Source organism: Mesorhizobium sp. CA12 (assembly GCF_020165255.1).
Classification (GTDB): Bacteria; Pseudomonadota; Alphaproteobacteria; order Rhizobiales; family Rhizobiaceae; genus Mesorhizobium.
Genome location: NZ_JAIUHT010000006.1, coordinates 157,549 through 174,160, shown reverse-complemented (window position 1 = coordinate 174,160; position 16,612 = coordinate 157,549). Strand labels below are relative to the sequence as shown.

At 63.4% G+C, this 16,612-nt stretch carries 15 protein-coding genes; 6 read left to right on the top strand and 9 right to left on the bottom strand.

The annotated features are described in order from the left end of the window. Positions 1 to 12: 12 nt before the first annotated feature. From rfbC to LB520_RS12720, 3 genes are all read right to left on the bottom strand, one after another. Positions 13 to 567, bottom strand: a complete 555-nt coding sequence (gene rfbC / locus LB520_RS12730; protein WP_224637722.1) for a dTDP-4-dehydrorhamnose 3,5-epimerase — start codon at positions 565 to 567, stop codon at positions 13 to 15. Further along, positions 560 to 1,450, bottom strand: a complete 891-nt coding sequence (rfbA, locus tag LB520_RS12725; RefSeq protein ID WP_224637721.1) for a glucose-1-phosphate thymidylyltransferase RfbA — start codon at positions 1,448 to 1,450, stop codon at positions 560 to 562. Before rfbA ends, rfbC begins: the two co-directional genes overlap by 8 nt. A 221-nt stretch (positions 1,451 to 1,671) precedes the next feature. Next, positions 1,672 to 2,262: a biotin transporter BioY gene (locus LB520_RS12720; RefSeq protein WP_224637720.1), complete on the bottom strand. Its 591-nt coding sequence runs from the start codon at positions 2,260 to 2,262 to the stop codon at positions 1,672 to 1,674. 221 nt (positions 2,263 to 2,483) lie between these two features. On the opposite strand from LB520_RS12720, the gene LB520_RS12715 reads away from it, so the two are divergent. Beyond that, entirely contained in the window at positions 2,484 to 3,392 is a 909-nt protein-coding gene (locus LB520_RS12715) for an MBL fold metallo-hydrolase (RefSeq protein ID WP_224637719.1), read from the top strand. Here the strand turns inward: LB520_RS12715 and LB520_RS12710 are convergent, their stop codons facing one another. Next, a complete protein-coding gene (locus tag LB520_RS12710; protein ID WP_224637718.1) occupies positions 3,393 to 4,178 on the bottom strand; it encodes a DUF1499 domain-containing protein in 786 nt (261 codons plus the stop codon). 81 nt (positions 4,179 to 4,259) lie between these two features. After that, positions 4,260 to 5,888, bottom strand: a complete 1,629-nt coding sequence (locus tag LB520_RS12705) for a fatty-acid--CoA ligase (RefSeq protein WP_224637717.1) — start codon at positions 5,886 to 5,888, stop codon at positions 4,260 to 4,262. A 189-nt stretch (positions 5,889 to 6,077) separates the two neighbouring features. Here LB520_RS12705 and LB520_RS12700 point away from each other — a divergent pair, with 189 nt between their 5' ends. Both LB520_RS12700 and LB520_RS12695 read left to right on the top strand, forming a co-directional pair. Then, entirely contained in the window at positions 6,078 to 6,434 is a 357-nt protein-coding gene (locus tag LB520_RS12700; RefSeq protein ID WP_095766801.1) for a hypothetical protein, read from the top strand. A gap of 204 nt (positions 6,435 to 6,638) precedes the next feature. Further along, entirely contained in the window at positions 6,639 to 7,028 is a 390-nt protein-coding gene (locus LB520_RS12695) for a DUF427 domain-containing protein (protein ID WP_095766800.1), read from the top strand. Positions 7,029 to 7,111: 83 nt separating this feature from the next. Here the strand turns inward: LB520_RS12695 and LB520_RS12690 are convergent, their stop codons facing one another. From LB520_RS12690 to ppdK, 4 genes are all read right to left on the bottom strand, one after another. Further along, complete coding sequence (locus LB520_RS12690; RefSeq protein ID WP_095766799.1) at positions 7,112 to 7,849, bottom strand: polysaccharide deacetylase family protein; 738 nt, start codon at positions 7,847 to 7,849, stop codon at positions 7,112 to 7,114. A 135-nt stretch (positions 7,850 to 7,984) separates the two neighbouring features. Then, positions 7,985 to 9,085, bottom strand: coding sequence for a glycosyltransferase family 9 protein (locus tag LB520_RS12685; RefSeq protein WP_224637716.1), 1,101 nt, complete (start codon positions 9,083 to 9,085; stop codon positions 7,985 to 7,987). Between the two features lie 310 nt (positions 9,086 to 9,395). Continuing rightward, the gene (locus tag LB520_RS12680) at positions 9,396 to 10,499 is read right to left on the bottom strand and encodes a glycosyltransferase family 9 protein (protein WP_224637715.1); all 1,104 of its coding nucleotides are present in this window, start codon (positions 10,497 to 10,499) and stop codon (positions 9,396 to 9,398) included. A gap of 119 nt (positions 10,500 to 10,618) precedes the next feature. Then, positions 10,619 to 13,303 carry a pyruvate, phosphate dikinase gene (gene ppdK, locus LB520_RS12675; protein ID WP_224637714.1) on the bottom strand — a complete coding sequence of 895 codons (2,685 nt, stop codon included), beginning with the start codon at positions 13,301 to 13,303 and terminating at the stop codon, positions 10,619 to 10,621. 214 nt (positions 13,304 to 13,517) lie between these two features. On the opposite strand from ppdK, the gene LB520_RS12670 reads away from it, so the two are divergent. The 3 genes from LB520_RS12670 to gmd all read left to right on the top strand — a co-directional run bounded on the left by LB520_RS12670 (position 13,518) and on the right by gmd (position 16,571). Next, positions 13,518 to 13,862, top strand: a complete 345-nt coding sequence (locus LB520_RS12670) for a VOC family protein (protein ID WP_095766795.1) — start codon at positions 13,518 to 13,520, stop codon at positions 13,860 to 13,862. A 201-nt stretch (positions 13,863 to 14,063) separates the two neighbouring features. Then, positions 14,064 to 15,488: a phosphomannomutase gene (locus LB520_RS12665; protein WP_224637713.1), complete on the top strand. Its 1,425-nt coding sequence runs from the start codon at positions 14,064 to 14,066 to the stop codon at positions 15,486 to 15,488. Positions 15,489 to 15,587: 99 nt separating this feature from the next. Beyond that, entirely contained in the window at positions 15,588 to 16,571 is a 984-nt protein-coding gene (gmd, locus tag LB520_RS12660; protein ID WP_224637712.1) for a GDP-mannose 4,6-dehydratase, read from the top strand. Positions 16,572 to 16,612: the final 41 nt, after the last annotated feature.

Below are 16,612 nucleotides of genomic sequence, written 5' to 3'. Positions count from 1 at the left end.
CGCCGTCCCTCCTCACGCGAACACCTCCGCCGCGCCGAGCAGCGGCGCGTTGCGGTCCTTGTCCGAAAGCTGGAAGCCGCCCGCGATCTCCGGCCATGCGATGCCGATCGCCGGGTCGTCGAAGCGGATCGAGCGGTCGTGCCCGGGCGAATAGGTGTCGGTCACCTTATAGAGCACCTCGGTATGCGGCACGAGCGTGACGAAACCATGCGCGAAGCCTTTCGGCACCAGGACCTGGTTGCCCTTGTCGGCCGATATCTCCAGCGCTTCCCATTTGCCGAAAGTGGGCGAAGAACGGCGGATGTCGACCGCGACATCGAGCACGCTGCCGCGGATGACGCGCAGCAGCTTGGCTTGCGCGCGCGGCGGCAGTTGGTAATGCAGGCCGCGCAGCACGCCGGCCGCGGCGGAATAGGAGTGATTGTCCTGCACGAAAACGAGATCGATGCCGGCTTCGGCGAAGCGCTCGGCATTCCAAGTCTCGCTGAAAAAGCCGCGCGCATCGCCATGCCGCTTCGGCACGATCTCCAGCACGCCGTCGAGGCCGAGCCGCCTGACCTCAAGCACCGCGCTCCTCCATCAGATCGGCCACCCGCCGGCGCAGATAGGCGGCATATTCGTTCTTGCCGAGCCGCGCGGCGCGATCCAGCACCTTGTCGGCGCTGATCCAGCGCTGCTCCAGCGCAATCTCCTCCGGACACGCGATCTTGATGCCCTGGCGATGCTCGATCGTGCGCACGAAAGACGATGCCTCGAGCAGGCTGTCATGCGTGCCGGTGTCCAGCCAGGCATAGCCGCGGCCGAGGCGGTGGACATGCAACTCGCCACGCTCGAGATAGACATTGTTGACCGCGGTGATCTCGAGCTCGCCGCGCGCCGAAGGGCGGATCGTCGAGGCGATATCGACTACCTTGTTGTCGTAGAAATAAAGACCGGTGACGGCCCAGTTGGACTTCGGCTTTTGCGGCTTCTCCTCGATCGTCAGAGCCTTGCCGGTGGCCTTGTCGAAGGAGACCACGCCATAGCGCTCGGGATCGTCGACATAGTAGGCGAAGACCGAGGCGCCGCCATCGCGCGTCGCCGCCTCGCGGCAGAGCTGCGACAGGCCACCGCCGAAATAGATGTTGTCGCCGAGAATCATCGACACGCTATCCTTGCCGATGAAGTCGCGGCCGATGATGAAGGCCTCGGCGAGGCCGTTGGGCTCCGCCTGCACGGCATAGGACAATTCCAGCCCGAATTCGGAACCGTCGCCCAGCAACGCCTGGAAGACCGGCAAGTCGCGCGGAGTTGAAATGACCAGAATCTGGCGAATTCCCGCGAGCATCAGCACGCTCAGCGGGTAATAGATCATCGGCTTGTCGTAGATCGGCAGTATTTGCTTAGAAACCGCTAATGTTAGCGGATAAAGACGTGTTCCGCTGCCACCCGCAAGGATAATTCCTTTCAACAAGCTCTCCTTGAACTACCGCGGCCCCCGCCTCGACGCCAAGTTGCCCGTGCTTAGTTTTCGGGCGCTGGCTTGTCAATGTCGGCTTTGACTGCTTCCCGACGTTACTTCATCGCTTTCTATCATCTGGTATAAGGCGGTTTCGAGCGAAATCCGACTGCGCCATGAAAAAGGGCCGGCGGGCGCTTGTCGCCCGCCGGCCCTTTTCTCGTCGATCGTTCTCAGCCGCGCTTGAGCAATGTCCACACGGCCGGCACCAGGCTGGCGGCCAAAGCCACCTTGATCAGGTCGCCGACGATGAAGGGCAGGACGCCGAACTGCCAGGACTTTTCCGGCCCGATCAGCGTGGCCAGCCAGGCAAAGCCCAAGGCCATCATGACAACCTCCGCTATCAGCATGGCGCCGAACAGCTTGAAGGGGTCGCGGTCCCAGCCGCGGTCGGCGGCCCAGCCGGCGATCGCCGCCATGACCACGAAGCCGGCGAGATAGCCGCCCGTCGAGCCCAGCATATAGACAATACCGATGCCCTTTTCCGGCGTACCCTGGAAGACCGGCAGACCAAAAGCGCCCTCGGCGAGGTAGAGAAGGAGAGTCGCGACGGCAAGGCGCAGGCCGAATGCCGAGGCGATCAACAGCACGGCCAGCGTCTGAAGCGAGATGTCGACCGGGCCGAGCACCACCTTGGTCTTGGCCGAAAGCGTCAGCAGCAGGGTTCCGGCGAGCGCCAGGAAAAGCTGGGTCGCCAGCCGGGCAACACCCCGATCCGGCAGGCTGAGAGAAACAAGCGGGCGCATCGTGGTTGCAGTTGCCATGGTCTTCCCCATTCTGGCTGATTTGCCGGGTGGCTGATTAGCTGGCTCTTAAAGCGCATCGCGCAGAAACGCATTCAGGCGACGCGCTTTAAAAATTGTCTTGATGCATGTCGTTCTCCCAAAAACCGCTGCGCAGTTTGGGCGACATCCATTGATTTTCCTATATTGGCTTCCGTATCGGACGGCAATCACTTTGCCGCATCGCAACGGAGCCCGCAGGCATGGCCCTTGAATTCGACACCAGCTTCGATCCCGCCTACGGCCGGGCGGTTCCGGTTGCGCCGGATGTGCTGCGCATCACCGCAAGAAATCCGGGTCCTTTCACCTTCCACGGCACCAACAGCTATCTCGTCGGCAGCGACACGCTGGCGGTGATCGATCCAGGGCCGGAAGACGACGCCCATCTCGAAACACTGCTCAAGGCGATCGGCGGCCGACCGGTCAGCCACATCTTTGTCAGCCACACCCATCGCGACCATTCGCCTTTGGCGGCGCGGCTGAAGGAGCGCACCGGCGCGCCAACGCTTGCCGAAGGCCCGCATCGGCCGGCGCGCCCCTTGCGCATCGGCGAGGTCAATCCGCTCGACGCCAGCGCCGATCTCGCCTTCGTTCCCGATGTCGTGCTGGCCGACAATGCGCTGACTGAGGGCAACGGCTGGGCCATCCGCACCGTGCTGACGCCCGGCCACACCGCCAACCACGCCGTGTTTGCCCTCGAGGGAACCGGAACGCTGTTTTCAGCCGACCATGTCATGGCCTGGTCGACCTCGATCGTCGCGCCGCCGGACGGCGCCATGGCCGACTATATGAGCTCCCTCGACAAGCTTTTGACGCGCGACGATCGCTTGCTTTTGCCTGGCCACGGCGGACCTGTGGCCGCGCCCCAAAGCTTCATGAGCGGCCTGAAGACGCATCGCAAGATGCGCGAAAGGGCGATCCTGGAGCGCATCCGCGCCGGAGACCGGACGATCGCGGAAATGGTCGCGGCGATCTATCGCGACACCGACCCGCGGCTATACGGCGCCGCCGGTCTTTCGGTGCTTGCCCATCTCGAGGATCTGGTTGCACGCGGCCTCGTGGCCACAGAAGGCGATCCGGCGATCGACGGCATTTTCAGCCCCGCCGCGTGATCACTCAGCCGGCGCCGCGCCGACCTGCCCGGCGACTTGCTGGTCCAGCTCGCCAAGGAAATCGGTGATGCGGGCGGCGTTGTCGCCAAGGTCGTAGCGGCCGTAGCGCGAGGCCGAGCGCATGTCGACGATGACCTGCTCGCCGTCGTCGGTGATGCGGATGGCGACGTCGGCCGGTAGTCCGAGCACAAAGCCCCTGGCCAGCGCGTTGATCGTCGCCTCGCTCTGCCCGTTGATGTCGGGATAAGGCGCCGTCAACTGCCAGTCGCGGCGGTCGAGCACGGTTTCGACAGCGTCGACGACGGTTTCGAAAGGCAGATTGTAGCTGCGCCCGCTGACCAGCGGATAGGCCTCGGCCTGCAGGGCCTGTTCGCCCGGGGTCGGCGGCGACAGCTCGTTCATGTCGGCCGTGCGGTCGCTGGTGTCCAACGCGGGCGGATCGTCGAGATCGGTCGAGATGTCGCGCAGCGGCGGATAGATCGTCGCCCAGTAGACGGCGACGCCGTAGGGTGCCAGCACCAGCAGCGCCAGCAGCGCGCCGATGGAGAGATCGCGGCCGCCGCGATCGCCGAAGCTCCAGACCCTGGCCAGGCCGAGACCGGCCAGCAACAGGGCAAGCGCAGCCAGCAGCGCCACGAGCGCCAGCACCCACAGGAAAGGCGGCGTCTCGACGAGACCCAGCCTGTAAGCGGCAACGGCGGTGAGCAAAAGGACGAGAGAGAATGCCCCGATCCGCCGCGACCAGCCGGCCGCCCTTGACGTCTGCCGTTCAGGAATAGATGCCATTCTTTGCCGTATCGCCCCAACCCGGCCGAGAGTTAGCGGTTTTTGGCGCCGGCTTGAAGCCGAAAGATCGAACATTTTTCGTCAATCCGTCGGCAGGCGGTAATCCTTGAACTGGGCACGCAAACTGGTCTTCTGGATCTTGCCGGTGGCGGTGTGCGGAATTTCGCCGACGAAGGCGACGTCGTCGGGCATCCACCACTTCGCCACCTTGCCGCTCATGAAGGCGAGGATGTCGGTCTTGGTCGGCTCCTTGCCGGGCTTGCGCACGACGACGAGCAAAGGCCGCTCGCCCCATTTGGAATGCGGGATGCCGATGGCCGCTGCCTCCGCCACGTCCGGATGGCCGACGGCAAGGTTCTCGAGGTCGATGGTCGATATCCACTCGCCGCCGGACTTGATGACGTCCTTGGCGCGATCGGTGATCTGCATATAGCCGCTGGCGTCGATATGGGCGACGTCGCCGGTGTCGAACCAGCCGTCGGCGTCGAACTGCTCGGCGCCGGCGCCGCCATAATACGCTCGGGCCACCGCGGGGCCGCGCACCTTGAGATGTCCGAAGGTCTTGCCGTCCCAGGGCAGCGCGTTGCCGTCGTCGTCCGTCACTTTCATCTCGACGCCGAAGGGTGGAAAACCCTGCTTGCCCTGCACGTCGAGCCGCGCCTCGCCGGTCAGCGCCTCATATTGCGGCTTCAGGGTGCACAGGGTGCCCAGCGGCGACATCTCGGTCATGCCCCAGGCATGCACCACCTGCACGCCGTAATTGTCCTGGAACTTGGCGGTTATGGCGCGCGGACAGGACGCCCCGCCGATGACGACCTTCTTCAGATAAGGCAGCTCCTTTCCCGTCTCCTCCAGATATTGCAGCAGCATCATCCAGACGGTGGGCACGGCCGCGCTGAACGTCACCTTTTCGGTGTCGAGCAGCTCATAGATCGAGGCGCCGTCCATCTTGCAGCCCGGCATCACCAGCTTGGCGCCGATCATCGGCCCGCTCTGGCCGAGCCCCCAGGCGTTGGCGTGAAACATCGGCACGACCGGCAGGATCACGTCTCGGGTGGACATGCCCATGGCGTCGGGCATGGCGGCCATCATGGCGTGAAGGACATTGGAGCGGTGGCTGTAGAGAACGCCCTTCGGGTCGCCCGTCGTGCCCGAGGTGTAACACATGCCGGCGGCGGTGTTCTCGTCGAACGTCTTCCAAGCGAAGGCGCCGTCGGCTTCGGCCAGCCATTCCTCGTAGGCGACGGCGTTCGGCAACGACGTTTGCGGCATATGCGCCAGGTCGGTCAGCACGATAACCCGTCGCAGCGATCGGACCGCGCCGGCGATCTTTTCCAGGATCGGCACGAAGGTCAGGTCGACGAAGATCGCCTTGTCCTCGGCGTTGTTCATGATCCAGGCGATCTGCTCAGGAAAAAGCCTCGGGTTGAGCGTGTGATAGATCGCGCCGATGCCCATGATGCCGTACCAGGCCTCGATATGGCGGGCGGTGTTCCAGGCAAGGGTCGCGATGCGGTCGCCGAGCCTGAAGCCGTCACGCTCCAGCCGTTGCGCCACCTTGAGCGAACGGTGATGGATTTCGGCATAGCTGGTCCGCACGATCGGGCCTTCGATCGAACGCGACACGACCTCCCGGCTGCCGTGCTGGCGTTCCGCATGGTCGAGCAGCTTATGGCAAAGCAGCGGCCATTCCTGCATCAATCCAAGCATCAATTCCTCCCTTTGCGCATTCGCGTCATTTGTTTCACGCATTGTGAAACGAACCGGCGGTTTGTCCAGCCGCCATAAGTCGAAGCCAGTGGATGGATCGAAGGACCGGGAAAACCGCCATAATCCGGCCATCGTCGCCGTTAAGCTTCGTTAACGGGCTGGGTGAGATTGGCGAATGGAGAGATTCGCATGGACGCGCAGCTCGACGAAAAAGCCCTCGAAAGCACGCTTGCCGAAAGTCTGGACGATCTGACGCCGGACATCAAAACCGTTTCCGAAGATGAATTTGCCGAAGTCGTCGGCGGTGCGCTGGAGGCCGTCGGCGGAACGCTGCTGTTCAAGATGCGCGTTGAAAACGGCGCCGAGGGCGAGCATGTCGCCGCGGCCTGCATCGGCAACGCCGACAATCGTCAGTTCCTGCTGCTCACGCTGCCGACCACCGGCGGCGCGCTGAAGGTCGAGACGGCGGCGAGAAGCACCAATCCGGTCGCGGGCATTGCCGCCGCCTATGCCGGCCTCATGGACGCCTTCAAGACGGCCGCCTGACGACCGGAAGCAGACGTTCAATGAATGGTGATGACGCCAAGCGTGACGCGCGCTTGCGCGACCCGCCTGCCCGACACATGTAAGTCTCCCCTGAGAACGTTTCACCGTTTCGCGGAAACAACGAAACGCTCTCTCTTTGTTTGACGCAATTCCGGACGGAAAACCGCTTCGCACTTTTTCTAGAATTGCTCCAGGAGACCATTCATGGACAAGCTTGCCAATCCAGCCCCCGGCTTCCAGCGCAACCCGGACAAGGTGATCACCGTCGAACCTTATCGCGGCACCGTCACGGTCCGCGCCGGCGACAGGATCATCGCCACATCGACTGCGGCAAAGGTTCTCTCGGAGCCACCTTACCCGGCCGTCTTCTACATCCCGTTCGACGATATCGATTTCGGCAAGCTCACCCCGACCGACCATTCGACACATTGCCCATACAAGGGCGATGCCAGCTACTGGAGCGTCCAGCCGGCCGGCGAAGCCGGCGAGAACGCGATGTGGGCTTATGAGCATCCGTTCGACGAAATGGTCGAGATCCGCAATCACGGCGCGTTCTACACGAACAAGGTGACGGTCGAAGCCACGCCGGACTGAGCCGTAAAGGGAGGGGCGCTTAGGTCGATCTCGGAATGATGTGGCCGCCAAAATTCAGCGGTCGCCACCCTCGCACCACGCTCTCAATCGGTGGTGCCGTCATTGCCGACGCCCTCGGCATCGTCGAGGCGCACGAAGGTCATGCCCTTCTGCTTCAAGGCCAGCAAGCCCTGAACCACGCCCTCGCCGGCGGCATGGGTCGGCTGGTTGATGTGGGCGATGATGACATCGCCGTCCTTGGCGGCGCCGATGCGGCGCGCCGTTTCCTTCGCGCCGAGCAGCGAACCGCCGTCGCCATTGACCGAGAAGCCTGCGATCTTGAAGCCCAGCCTGCGGATCATGGCGATCGCCGAGGGACTGTATTCGGCGGTGGCGCCGCGAAACCATTTTGCCGCAGGGCCGCCCGCGCCGGCCAGGGCGGCGGCGCCGGATTCAACCTCGGCCTGCACGGCGTCCGGGCTGCCGGCGCTGCGGATGCCGAAGATTTTCCGCGGCGTATCGACCGCCGGAACGTGGCGGCCGCCGTGATTTTCCAGCTCGAACAGGTCGGGATGCGCCCGCATGATCTCGACGGCCTCGGCATTGCGCTTCAGCCAGATGCCGGTAACGAAGATCGTCGCCGGTATCCTGTTGTCGACAAGCGCCGAAAGTATCCTTGTGTCAGTCGTTCCGCCGCAGGCATCGAGCGTCAAGGCGACGCGACCGCCGCCTTCAACGCCTTGCGGCTTCAGATGCAGCGTCGGTTCGAGCAGCGTCGCGGCATTGCCCGCCGACGCCGCGAACAGCGCCATCGCGCAAAGGGAGTTTCGAAGCAGACCCATCATTCATTCCACATCGGCAGGCTCGGCATCATCCTTCGCGCCGCGCCAAAAACTTGTCTCTAGAAGACCGGCATCTAGGCGAAAATCGGGACGGCAAACAGCGTAAAAACAGCAATCGCGAAAATTTGCTTTCGCCTATACAGCTGCTTCCAGAGGCATCTCGGTTCGGGCCAGCAACTGGAGCGCTGCCTCGACGACGGCGTCGACCTCCAGACGCCAGACGCAGCATGCCTTGTTGGGGTCGGGCCGTTCGCACAGGTCGCCACCGACGCAGTCACAAGGCATGGACGGGCATACCGCGACGCTCGGCGCGCCGACTGGCCCCCAGTGGATCGGGCTCTGCAGGCCGAACAGGCCGACGACGGGAGTGCCGACTGCGGCAGCCATGTGCATGGGGCCGCTGTCGTTGCCGAGAAACAGCCGCGCCTGCTTGAACAGCGCCGGCAACGTTTCGAGCGGGAGCGCTCCGACCAGGTTGACGATCGGCGTCTTCGCAGTCGCCAGAATCTTCTCGGCCACCTCGTTCTCGTCCGGGCCGCCGACCAGGGCGACGTCGAGACCGGTTTCGGCCGCTATCCGATCGATTGCGGCGGCAAAGCGCTCGGGCTGCCAGCGGCGCCCAGGGAAGCTTGCCCCGGCATGCACCGCGACAAAGGCGTTCGGCCGAAGGTGCAGCTTGTCCAGCAGCGCCAAGGCTTTCGTCGTCTCGAACGGCAGCGGCCGGAAGGCGGGAGCCCGCGCGCGCAAGTCCACGCCAAGTGCCTCCAGCGGCGAAAGATAACGATAGAGAAAGTGCTGCTCGCCATACCCGAACGGCTTGGCCTTCACATTGGCAGGTTGGCGCGCAAACCAACCCAGGGGCCTTTCGGACGGGTGATATCCCACGCGAACCCGTGCGCCGACCAGCCCCAAGATGAACCGCGACGTCTTGGTGTCGGTGATGTCGATGGCCATGTCGAAATGGTAGCGGCGCAACTTAAAGAGCGTGAGAACGAGTTCCTGCAGGCGTAGCAGCGGCGTGCCGCGCATATGGGAACGGCGGAAGGTCACAACCTCCGAGGCGATGCCGTTGGCGGTGAGGAGACCGCCGAAGCGGGCGTCGCAGAGGAAGACGATGCGGGCGTCGGGATATTCGAGCTGCAGGTTCTTCGCCAGCGCGGAGGCAAGAACGAGATCGCCAATGTGCTTCGTCTGCAAGATCAGGATCGAGCGGACCGCGGAGATAGCCCGCGACATCAGTGTCTGAGCTCCGGACAGACCGGAGTTCGCGAAGCTGGATTGAGATGTCGACATGTGGAACCATCACGCGCATTTTCACGTGATCTTATACAAGACGACACGGTCGCGGACCATCGGACTCTCGCGCGCGGATAGAGTGTTTCACCGTTTCTCGGAAACCGCGAAAAATGCGCTATTTCGTCGTCTTTGACGCAATTCCGGACGCAAGGCTAAGGCGAAGTCCCGGGACCTGACCGTTTCACACTTTTCCCTGGCTTGCGCAAAGAGGGGGACGCGGCCGACGGGCGGTCCGCAATTCCAGCAAATGTCAGACCGCGGCTTCCAGGACCATCTCGGTGCGCGCCAGGAGTTCCAGCGCCGCGTCCACCACCGGATCGACTTCCAGGCGCCAGACGCAGCATGCCTTGCTCGGGTCGGTTCGGCGGCACAGGTCGCCCCCGACGCAGTCGCAAGGCATCGATGGCCGCAACGAAATGCTGGGCACGCCGACCGGCGCCCAAAGGACCGGGTTGGTCAGGCCGAACAGGCCGACGACCGGCGTTCCAGCCGCGGCTGCCATATGCATCGGTCCGCTTTCGTTGCCGAGAAACAGCCGAGCCTCCCTGAGCAGCGCCAGCAGCGTTTCCAGCCGCAGCGTGCCCGCCAGGTTGACGACGGGCGTCTTCGCCGCGGCCATGATCCTGTCGGTCGCCTCAACCTCGTCCGGACCGCCGACCAGGACCACGCGCAGGCCGGTTTCGCGGACGATCCTGTCGATTGTCTCGGCAAAGCGCTCCGGCTGCCACCGCCGCCCCGCGAAGCTTGCTCCGGCATGGACCGCAACAAAAGCGTTTGGCTGGATCTGGTGCCTGGCGAGCAAGGCCAGGACGCGCGCCGTCTCGAAGGACAGCGGCCGGATGGCCGGCGCCCTGACGCGCAGATCGATGCCCAGCGCCTCCAGCGGAGACAAATAACGGTAGAGATAGTGCTTCTTGCCGAATCCGAACGGCTTCATCCTGACGTTGGCGGGTTGACGCTCGTGCCAGCGCAAAGGCCGCTCCGTCGGAAAATAGCCGACCCTGACCGGAGCGTTGACCAGTCCAGAAATGATCCGCGAGGTCTTGGAATCTGTGATGTCGACGGTCATATCGAAGCGGTGCTGCCGCAACGTGCGCACCATCCGGAAGAGCTCGCGCCCTCGCTCGAGCGGCGAGCCACGCATCTTGGCACGGCTGAAGGGGACGACCTCGGAAGCTATGCCATGGGCAGTCAGGAAGCCGGCGAAATGGGCTTCGCAGAGAAACACGATCCTGACGCCCGGATATTGAAGCTGCAGGTTCTTCGCCAACGCCGAGGCAAGCACGATGTCGCCAATGAACTTGGTCTGCAGGATTAGGATCGATCGGTAAACGGATGGGGAAATCTGCAACATGGGTTTTCCGACACAAATAAATTCGGTGTCGAAAAGTCGCTTGGAACGGTGTCGAGATTCAGGGCCGTCACGCGCACGTTCGCGTGACATTGCATACAAAACCGTAAGGTGTCGGGATGTCAGGCGCGTTTTGTCGCGCCCTTCGCTGCCGCCACGGCCGCCTGCGCGGCGGCCAGCCTGGCGATCGGCACGCGGTAGGGCGAGCACGACACATAGTCGAGGCCGACTTCCTCACAGAAGCGGATCGAGGCCGGGTCGCCGCCATGCTCGCCGCAGATGCCGAGCTTGATGCCCGGCCGCGTCGCCTTGCCCTTTTCGGCCGCGATCCGCACCAGCTCGCCGACGCCGTCAATGTCGAGCGACACGAACGGATCCTGTTCGATGATGCCCTTCTGCCGGTAGGTTTCCAGGAAGGACGCCGCATCGTCGCGCGAGATGCCGAACGTGGTCTGCGTGAGATCATTGGTTCCGAATGAGAAGAATTCGGCCGCTTCGGCAATGACATGCGCCCGGATCGCCGCACGCGGCAGTTCGATCATCGTGCCGGTCAGATAGTCGATCTTTGTGCCAGTCTCCTGCATGACGCTTTGCGCGACCGCATCGATGCGCGCCTTGACGTATTGCAGCTCCTTCACCAGGCCGACCAGCGGTACCATGATCTCCGGCACGACCAGCGCGCCGGCCTTGTGGCCGGCCTCGACCGCCGCCTCGAAGATGGCGCGCGCCTGCATCTCGGCGATCTCGGGATAGGAGACGGCGAGCCGGCAGCCGCGATGGCCCAGCATCGGGTTGAATTCGTGCAGCGCTTCCGTGCGCTGCCTGAGCTTGTCGGCCGACACGTTCATGGCGGAGGCGACCTCGGCGAGCTCGGCCTCGGTCTTCGGCAGGAATTCGTGCAGCGGCGGGTCGAGCAGGCGGATCGTCACCGGCAGGCCGGCCATGATCTCGAACAGCTCGAGAAAGTCCGAGCGCTGCATGGGCAAGAGCTTGTCCAAGGCCGCACGCCTGTCCTTCTCGGTGTCGGCCAGGATCATCTCGCGCATGGCGACGATACGGTCGCCATCGAAGAACATGTGCTCGGTGCGGCAAAGGCCGATGCCCTCGGCGCCGAAAGAGCGCGCCATGCGGGCGTCGAGCGGCGTTTCGGCGTTGGTGCGCACCTTCATGCGGCGCGCGGCGTCGGCCCATTCCATGATGGCGGCGAAATCGCCCGACAGCTCCGGCTGCAGCATGGCGACCGCCCCTTTGAGCACCTGGCCGTTGCCGCCATCGATGGTGATGATGTCGCCTTTGCGGAAAGTCTGGCCCATCGAGAGCAGCGTGCCGGCCTTGTAGTCGACACGCAGCGAGCCGGCGCCGGACACGCAGGGCTTGCCCATGCCGCGTGCCACCACCGCGGCGTGGCTGGTCATGCCGCCGCGCGTGGTGAGGATGCCTTCGGCGGCATGCATGCCGTGGATGTCCTCCGGGCTGGTTTCGATGCGCACCAGGATTACCTTGCGGCCTTGCGCCCTGGCGTCCTCGGCATCGCTGGAGGAAAAAACGATCTCGCCGGTGGCGGCGCCGGGCGACGCCGGCAGGCCCGTGCCTATTACATCGCGCGCGGCATTCGGGTCGATGGTCGGATGGAGCAGTTGATCGAGCGAGGCCGGATCGATGCGGGCGACCGCCTCCTCCCTGGTGATCAGCCCATCCTTCGCCATCTCGACAGCAATCTTCAGCGCAGCCTTGGCGGTGCGCTTGCCGGAGCGGGTCTGCAACATCCACAATTTGCCGCGCTCGATGGTGAATTCGAGATCCTGCATGTCGCGGTAGTGCTTTTCCAGCCGGTCGGAGATGTCGACGAAAGCCTGGAAGGCGTCAGGCATAAGCTTCTGCAGCGACGGCTTGTCGGAGCCGGCGGCGATGCGCGCCGCCTCGGTGATGTTCTGTGGCGTGCGGATGCCGGCCACCACGTCCTCGCCCTGGGCATTGACCAGGAATTCGCCGTAGAGCTGCCTTTCGCCGGTCGAAGGATTGCGCGTGAAGGCGACGCCGGTGGCCGACGTGTCGCCCATATTTCCGAATACCATGGCCTGGACGTTGACGGCGGTGCCCCAGCTTTCCGGGATGTCGTGCAGGCGCCGATAGGTGATGGCGCGGTTGTTCATCCAGCTCGAGAACACCGCGCCGATCGCGCCCCAGAGCTGTTCCTGCGGATCTTGCGGGAACGGCTTGCCGAGCTCTTCCTCGACCTTGGCCTTGTAGAGCGAAATCACACCTTGCCATTCCTGGGCCGTCAGGCCGGTGTCGAGCTCATGGCCGAGGCTGGCTTTCTGGTCCTCGAGGATCTCCTCGAACACTTCGTGGTCCAGGCCCATGACCACGTCGGAATACATCTGGATGAAGCGGCGGTAGCTGTCATAGGCGAAACGCGCATCCCCGGAATCGGCGGCCAAAGCCTCGACCGTCTCGTCGTTGAGGCCGAGATTGAGCACCGTATCCATCATGCCGGGCATCGAGGCGCGAGCACCGGAGCGCACGGAGACCAGAAGCAGCTTCGACGGGTCGCCGAAGCGGCGGCCGGTAATCCGGCCGATATGGTCGAGAGCGGAGACGACATCCGTCTCGAGCCCGCCGGGATAGGTGCGGCCGTTGGCGTAATAGGCGTTGCAGACCTCCGTGGTGATGGTGAAACCGGGCGGCACCGGCAGCCCAAGGCTGCACATCTCGGCCAGATTGGCACCCTTGCCGCCGAGAAGGTTGCGGTCGCCGGCACGGCCCTCGGCGGCACCGTCGCCGAAGGTGTAAACCCACTTGGTCATGCTTGCCCTCCAGTTCGTGGGAGATAGAAACATCCGGATGATGGCCGTTTCCCGCCTTCCCCGCTCCGAGCGATAGGATGCTGCACTGCGAAAGGCAAGGCACCGGTAAGCAACCACTGCGGCTACAATCGATTAAGCAAAAGCTGCGTCAAAAAGACTTGCTGGAGGGAAACGACCGATATAGAACATAACGGGAACGCAGTGGAGTAGCGTGATGAAACTCAATGGAAAACTCGACTATCTTGAACTGCCGGCGACGGGCGGCACGCTGGACAGCGTCAAATCTTTCTACAGCGCCGCCTTTTCATGGTCGTTCACCGACTACGGCCCGACCTATTCCGCCTTTGCCGAAGGGCTCGACGGCGGCTTCCAGGCGGATGCCGGCGAGGCGCCGGCCAAGCCGCTTCCGGTGCTTTATTCCGAGAGCCTCGAGGAAACGCTGGATGCGGTCGAGAGCGCCGGCGGCACCATCGTCAAGCCGATTTTCGCCTTTCCCGGCGGCAGGCGATTCCATTTCACCGATCCGGCCGGCAACGAACTGGCCGTTTGGGGACATTAGAGCGCTTCACCGTTTTACTGAAACGGTAAACCGCTCTAACTCTTTGATTTTACGCAATTCCGGACGGAAAGCCGCTCACACTTTTCCTGGAATTGCTCCAGGAAAGACGCGGATTTCGAGTTGTTTTTGCTGTTGACAGCCGGGGGGCAGCCGGGCTCATTCCATTGAGCGGCGGCAATCTTCCAACAGCAAAGCAGACTGATGAAATTCGGCTCAAGCGGCGTTCGGGGTTTGGCTTCCGAATTGGTTGGAAGGCCAAGCGGACTTTATACCGAGGGTTTCGCCCGGCGCTTGCGGTCGACCGGATTTCAGCAAGGCAAGGTCTTCGTCGGGCGCGATTTGCGCGACAGCAGTCCAACGATTGCCGAAGACTGCATGGCGGCATTGGCCGCGGCCGGCTTCCAGCCGGTCGATTGCGGTCCCATCCCCACGCCCGCGCTCGCCTTTTACGCCCGCCTGCACGGCGCTGCGGCGCTTATGGTGACCGGGTCGCATATTCCCGCCGACCGCAACGGCATCAAATTCTATGGGCCGAGGGGCGAGATCGACAAGGCGGACGAGGCCGCCATCACCCGTCACGTCGCGGAACTGTCGGATCGATATCCCTGGCCTCCAGCCCATGCGGACCGGCAAGCCGGCCATGAACAGGCGCTCGCGGCCTTTCGAGATCGTGTCGATGGCATTCTGCCCCCTCGCGCCCTTTCCGGAATGCGTCTCGGCGTTTACCAGCACAGCACGGTTGCGGCGGAGCTGCTGGTCGAGGTCCTGCGGTCCTACGGCGCCGAGGTGATCCCCGTCGGGAAAACAGAAACCTTCGTGCCAGTCGATACGGAAGCCGTCGGCCGGGGAACGATGGCGAGGGTGAAAGACTGGGTGCGCGAATTCGAATTCGACGCCGTGCTCTCGGCCGACGCCGATGCCGATCGTCCGCTTGTCATCGACGAAAATGGCGAACTGTTCCGCGGCGACCTGATCGGGCTGGCCACGGCGCTGTTCCTTAAGGCCGACATTGTGGTGACGCCGATCACCTCCAATTCAGGCATCTCCGAGGCTTTCGGATTCGGCGCCAGGAGAACGAAGGTCGGATCCCCTTTCGTCATAGAGGAAATGGAGGCCGCGCGGCAGGCAGGCGGCATTATCGTCGGCTTCGAAGCCAATGGCGGGGTTCTTCTGGGGTCGGACTGCGTGGTGAACGGCAAGGCTTTGTCGGCGCTGCCGACACGGGATTCGTTTTTGCCGATCCTGGCGGTGCTGGGCACGATGGCATCGACCGGAAAATCGCTTTCCGGCCTGCGCGAAACCTGGAGCCTTCCGGTCTGCGCCAGCGAACGGCTCGAGAACTTCCCCGTCGAGAAATCGCGCGGCTTGATGCGAAAGCTCGCGTACCGCGATGGCTTGCGGCACTTCCTTGCCCCCTTCGGCAGCGTCTTGGACGTCGATGAGACCGACGGTCTCAGGGCACGGATGACCAGTGGCGAGATCATCCATCTGCGGCCTTCCGGCAACGCTCCCGAATTTCGGTGCTATGCCGAGGCCGCCAGCCATGACAGGGCGAGCGAGATTGTGGCAATGGTGCTCGAACGAGCGCGCGACACCACACTGGCAGATGAATCAGAAGCCGTATAACGAAGATGGAGCCGGCGATCGCCGCAGGCTTGGGGCGCGGCCCGCTCTACAATAACGGGGACTCGTGTCCCACGTCTCGCTCGAGCCCTGAGAGCATCGATGACAAGAACGGCGTTGATAACCGGCATTACGGGGCAGGATGGCGCCTATCTGGCCCAGCTCCTGCTTTCGAAGGGTTACCGAGTCCACGGGCTGGCGCGGCGGTCGAGCACAGCCGACGTCAACACCATGCGCCTGAAATGGCTGGGGATCGAAAACGACGTGCGGATCGTGGACGGCAATCTGACGGACCTGTCGGGTCTTAGTCGAACCATGCGCGACGTAAGGCCAGACGAGGTCTACAACCTGGCCGCACAGTCTTTCGTCAGATCCTCGTGGCAGCAGCCGATCCTGACAGGCAACGTCACCGGTATCGGCGTCACCAATGTTCTCGAGGCGCTGCGTCTCGAGAACCCCGAGGCGCGTTTCTACCAGGCGTCGTCGTCGGAGATGTACGGCCTTATCCAGGAGCCGGTGCAGTCGGAGACCACGCCTTTTCATCCCCGCTCTCCCTATGCGGTGGCGAAGGTCTACGGTCACTGGATCACCGTCAATTATCGCGAGAGCTTCGGCCTGCACGCTTCGAGCGGCATCCTGTTCAATCACGAATCGCCGCTTCGCGGCATCGAATTCGTGACACGCAAAGTCACGGACGCCGTCGCGCGCATCAAGAAGGGCCTGGCAAGGGAACTGCGCCTGGGCAACATCGACGCCAAGCGCGACTGGGGCCACTCCAGGGACTATGTCCGCGCCATGTGGCTGATGCTGCAGCAGGATCAGCCCGACGACTATGTGGTCGCCACCGGCAGGACGACGACGGTGCGCGATATGTGCAGGATCGCGTTCGAGCATGTAGGGCTGGAGATGGATGACCATCTTGTCATCGATCCCGACCTGTTCAGGCCGGCGGAAGTCGAAATCCTTCGCGGCAATCCGGCCAAGGCAAAGGCGAAGCTCGGATGGGAAGCGACGATCTCCCTGGAGGATATGATCCGCGAAATGGTGGACGCCGATCTGGCGCGCCACTCGGCTGCCAGGAATTGAAAGGAAGCTCTTGCATCCACGGGTCGATGACTTGACGCACA

Bases quoted from the DNA above. Each gene is read 5' to 3' on its own strand.
- LB520_RS12705 (WP_224637717.1), bottom strand. From the start codon at position 5,888: ATGCTTGGATTGATGCAGGAATGGCCGCTGCTTTGCCATAAGCTGCTC.
- LB520_RS12700 (WP_095766801.1), top strand. From the start codon at position 6,078: ATGGACGCGCAGCTCGACGAAAAAGCCCTCGAAAGCACGCTTGCCGAA.
- LB520_RS12685 (WP_224637716.1), bottom strand. From the start codon at position 9,085: ATGTCGCGGGCTATCTCCGCGGTCCGCTCGATCCTGATCTTGCAGACG.
- LB520_RS12680 (WP_224637715.1), bottom strand. From the start codon at position 10,499: ATGTTGCAGATTTCCCCATCCGTTTACCGATCGATCCTAATCCTGCAG.
- LB520_RS12715 (WP_224637719.1), top strand. From the start codon at position 2,484: ATGGCCCTTGAATTCGACACCAGCTTCGATCCCGCCTACGGCCGGGCG.
- LB520_RS12690 (WP_095766799.1), bottom strand. From the start codon at position 7,849: ATGGGTCTGCTTCGAAACTCCCTTTGCGCGATGGCGCTGTTCGCGGCG.
- ppdK (WP_224637714.1), bottom strand. From the start codon at position 13,303: ATGACCAAGTGGGTTTACACCTTCGGCGACGGTGCCGCCGAGGGCCGT.
- gmd (WP_224637712.1), top strand. From the start codon at position 15,588: ATGACAAGAACGGCGTTGATAACCGGCATTACGGGGCAGGATGGCGCC.
- LB520_RS12720 (WP_224637720.1), bottom strand. From the start codon at position 2,262: ATGGCAACTGCAACCACGATGCGCCCGCTTGTTTCTCTCAGCCTGCCG.
- LB520_RS12710 (WP_224637718.1), bottom strand. From the start codon at position 4,178: ATGGCATCTATTCCTGAACGGCAGACGTCAAGGGCGGCCGGCTGGTCG.
- LB520_RS12665 (WP_224637713.1), top strand. From the start codon at position 14,064: ATGAAATTCGGCTCAAGCGGCGTTCGGGGTTTGGCTTCCGAATTGGTT.
- LB520_RS12695 (WP_095766800.1), top strand. From the start codon at position 6,639: ATGGACAAGCTTGCCAATCCAGCCCCCGGCTTCCAGCGCAACCCGGAC.
- LB520_RS12670 (WP_095766795.1), top strand. From the start codon at position 13,518: ATGAAACTCAATGGAAAACTCGACTATCTTGAACTGCCGGCGACGGGC.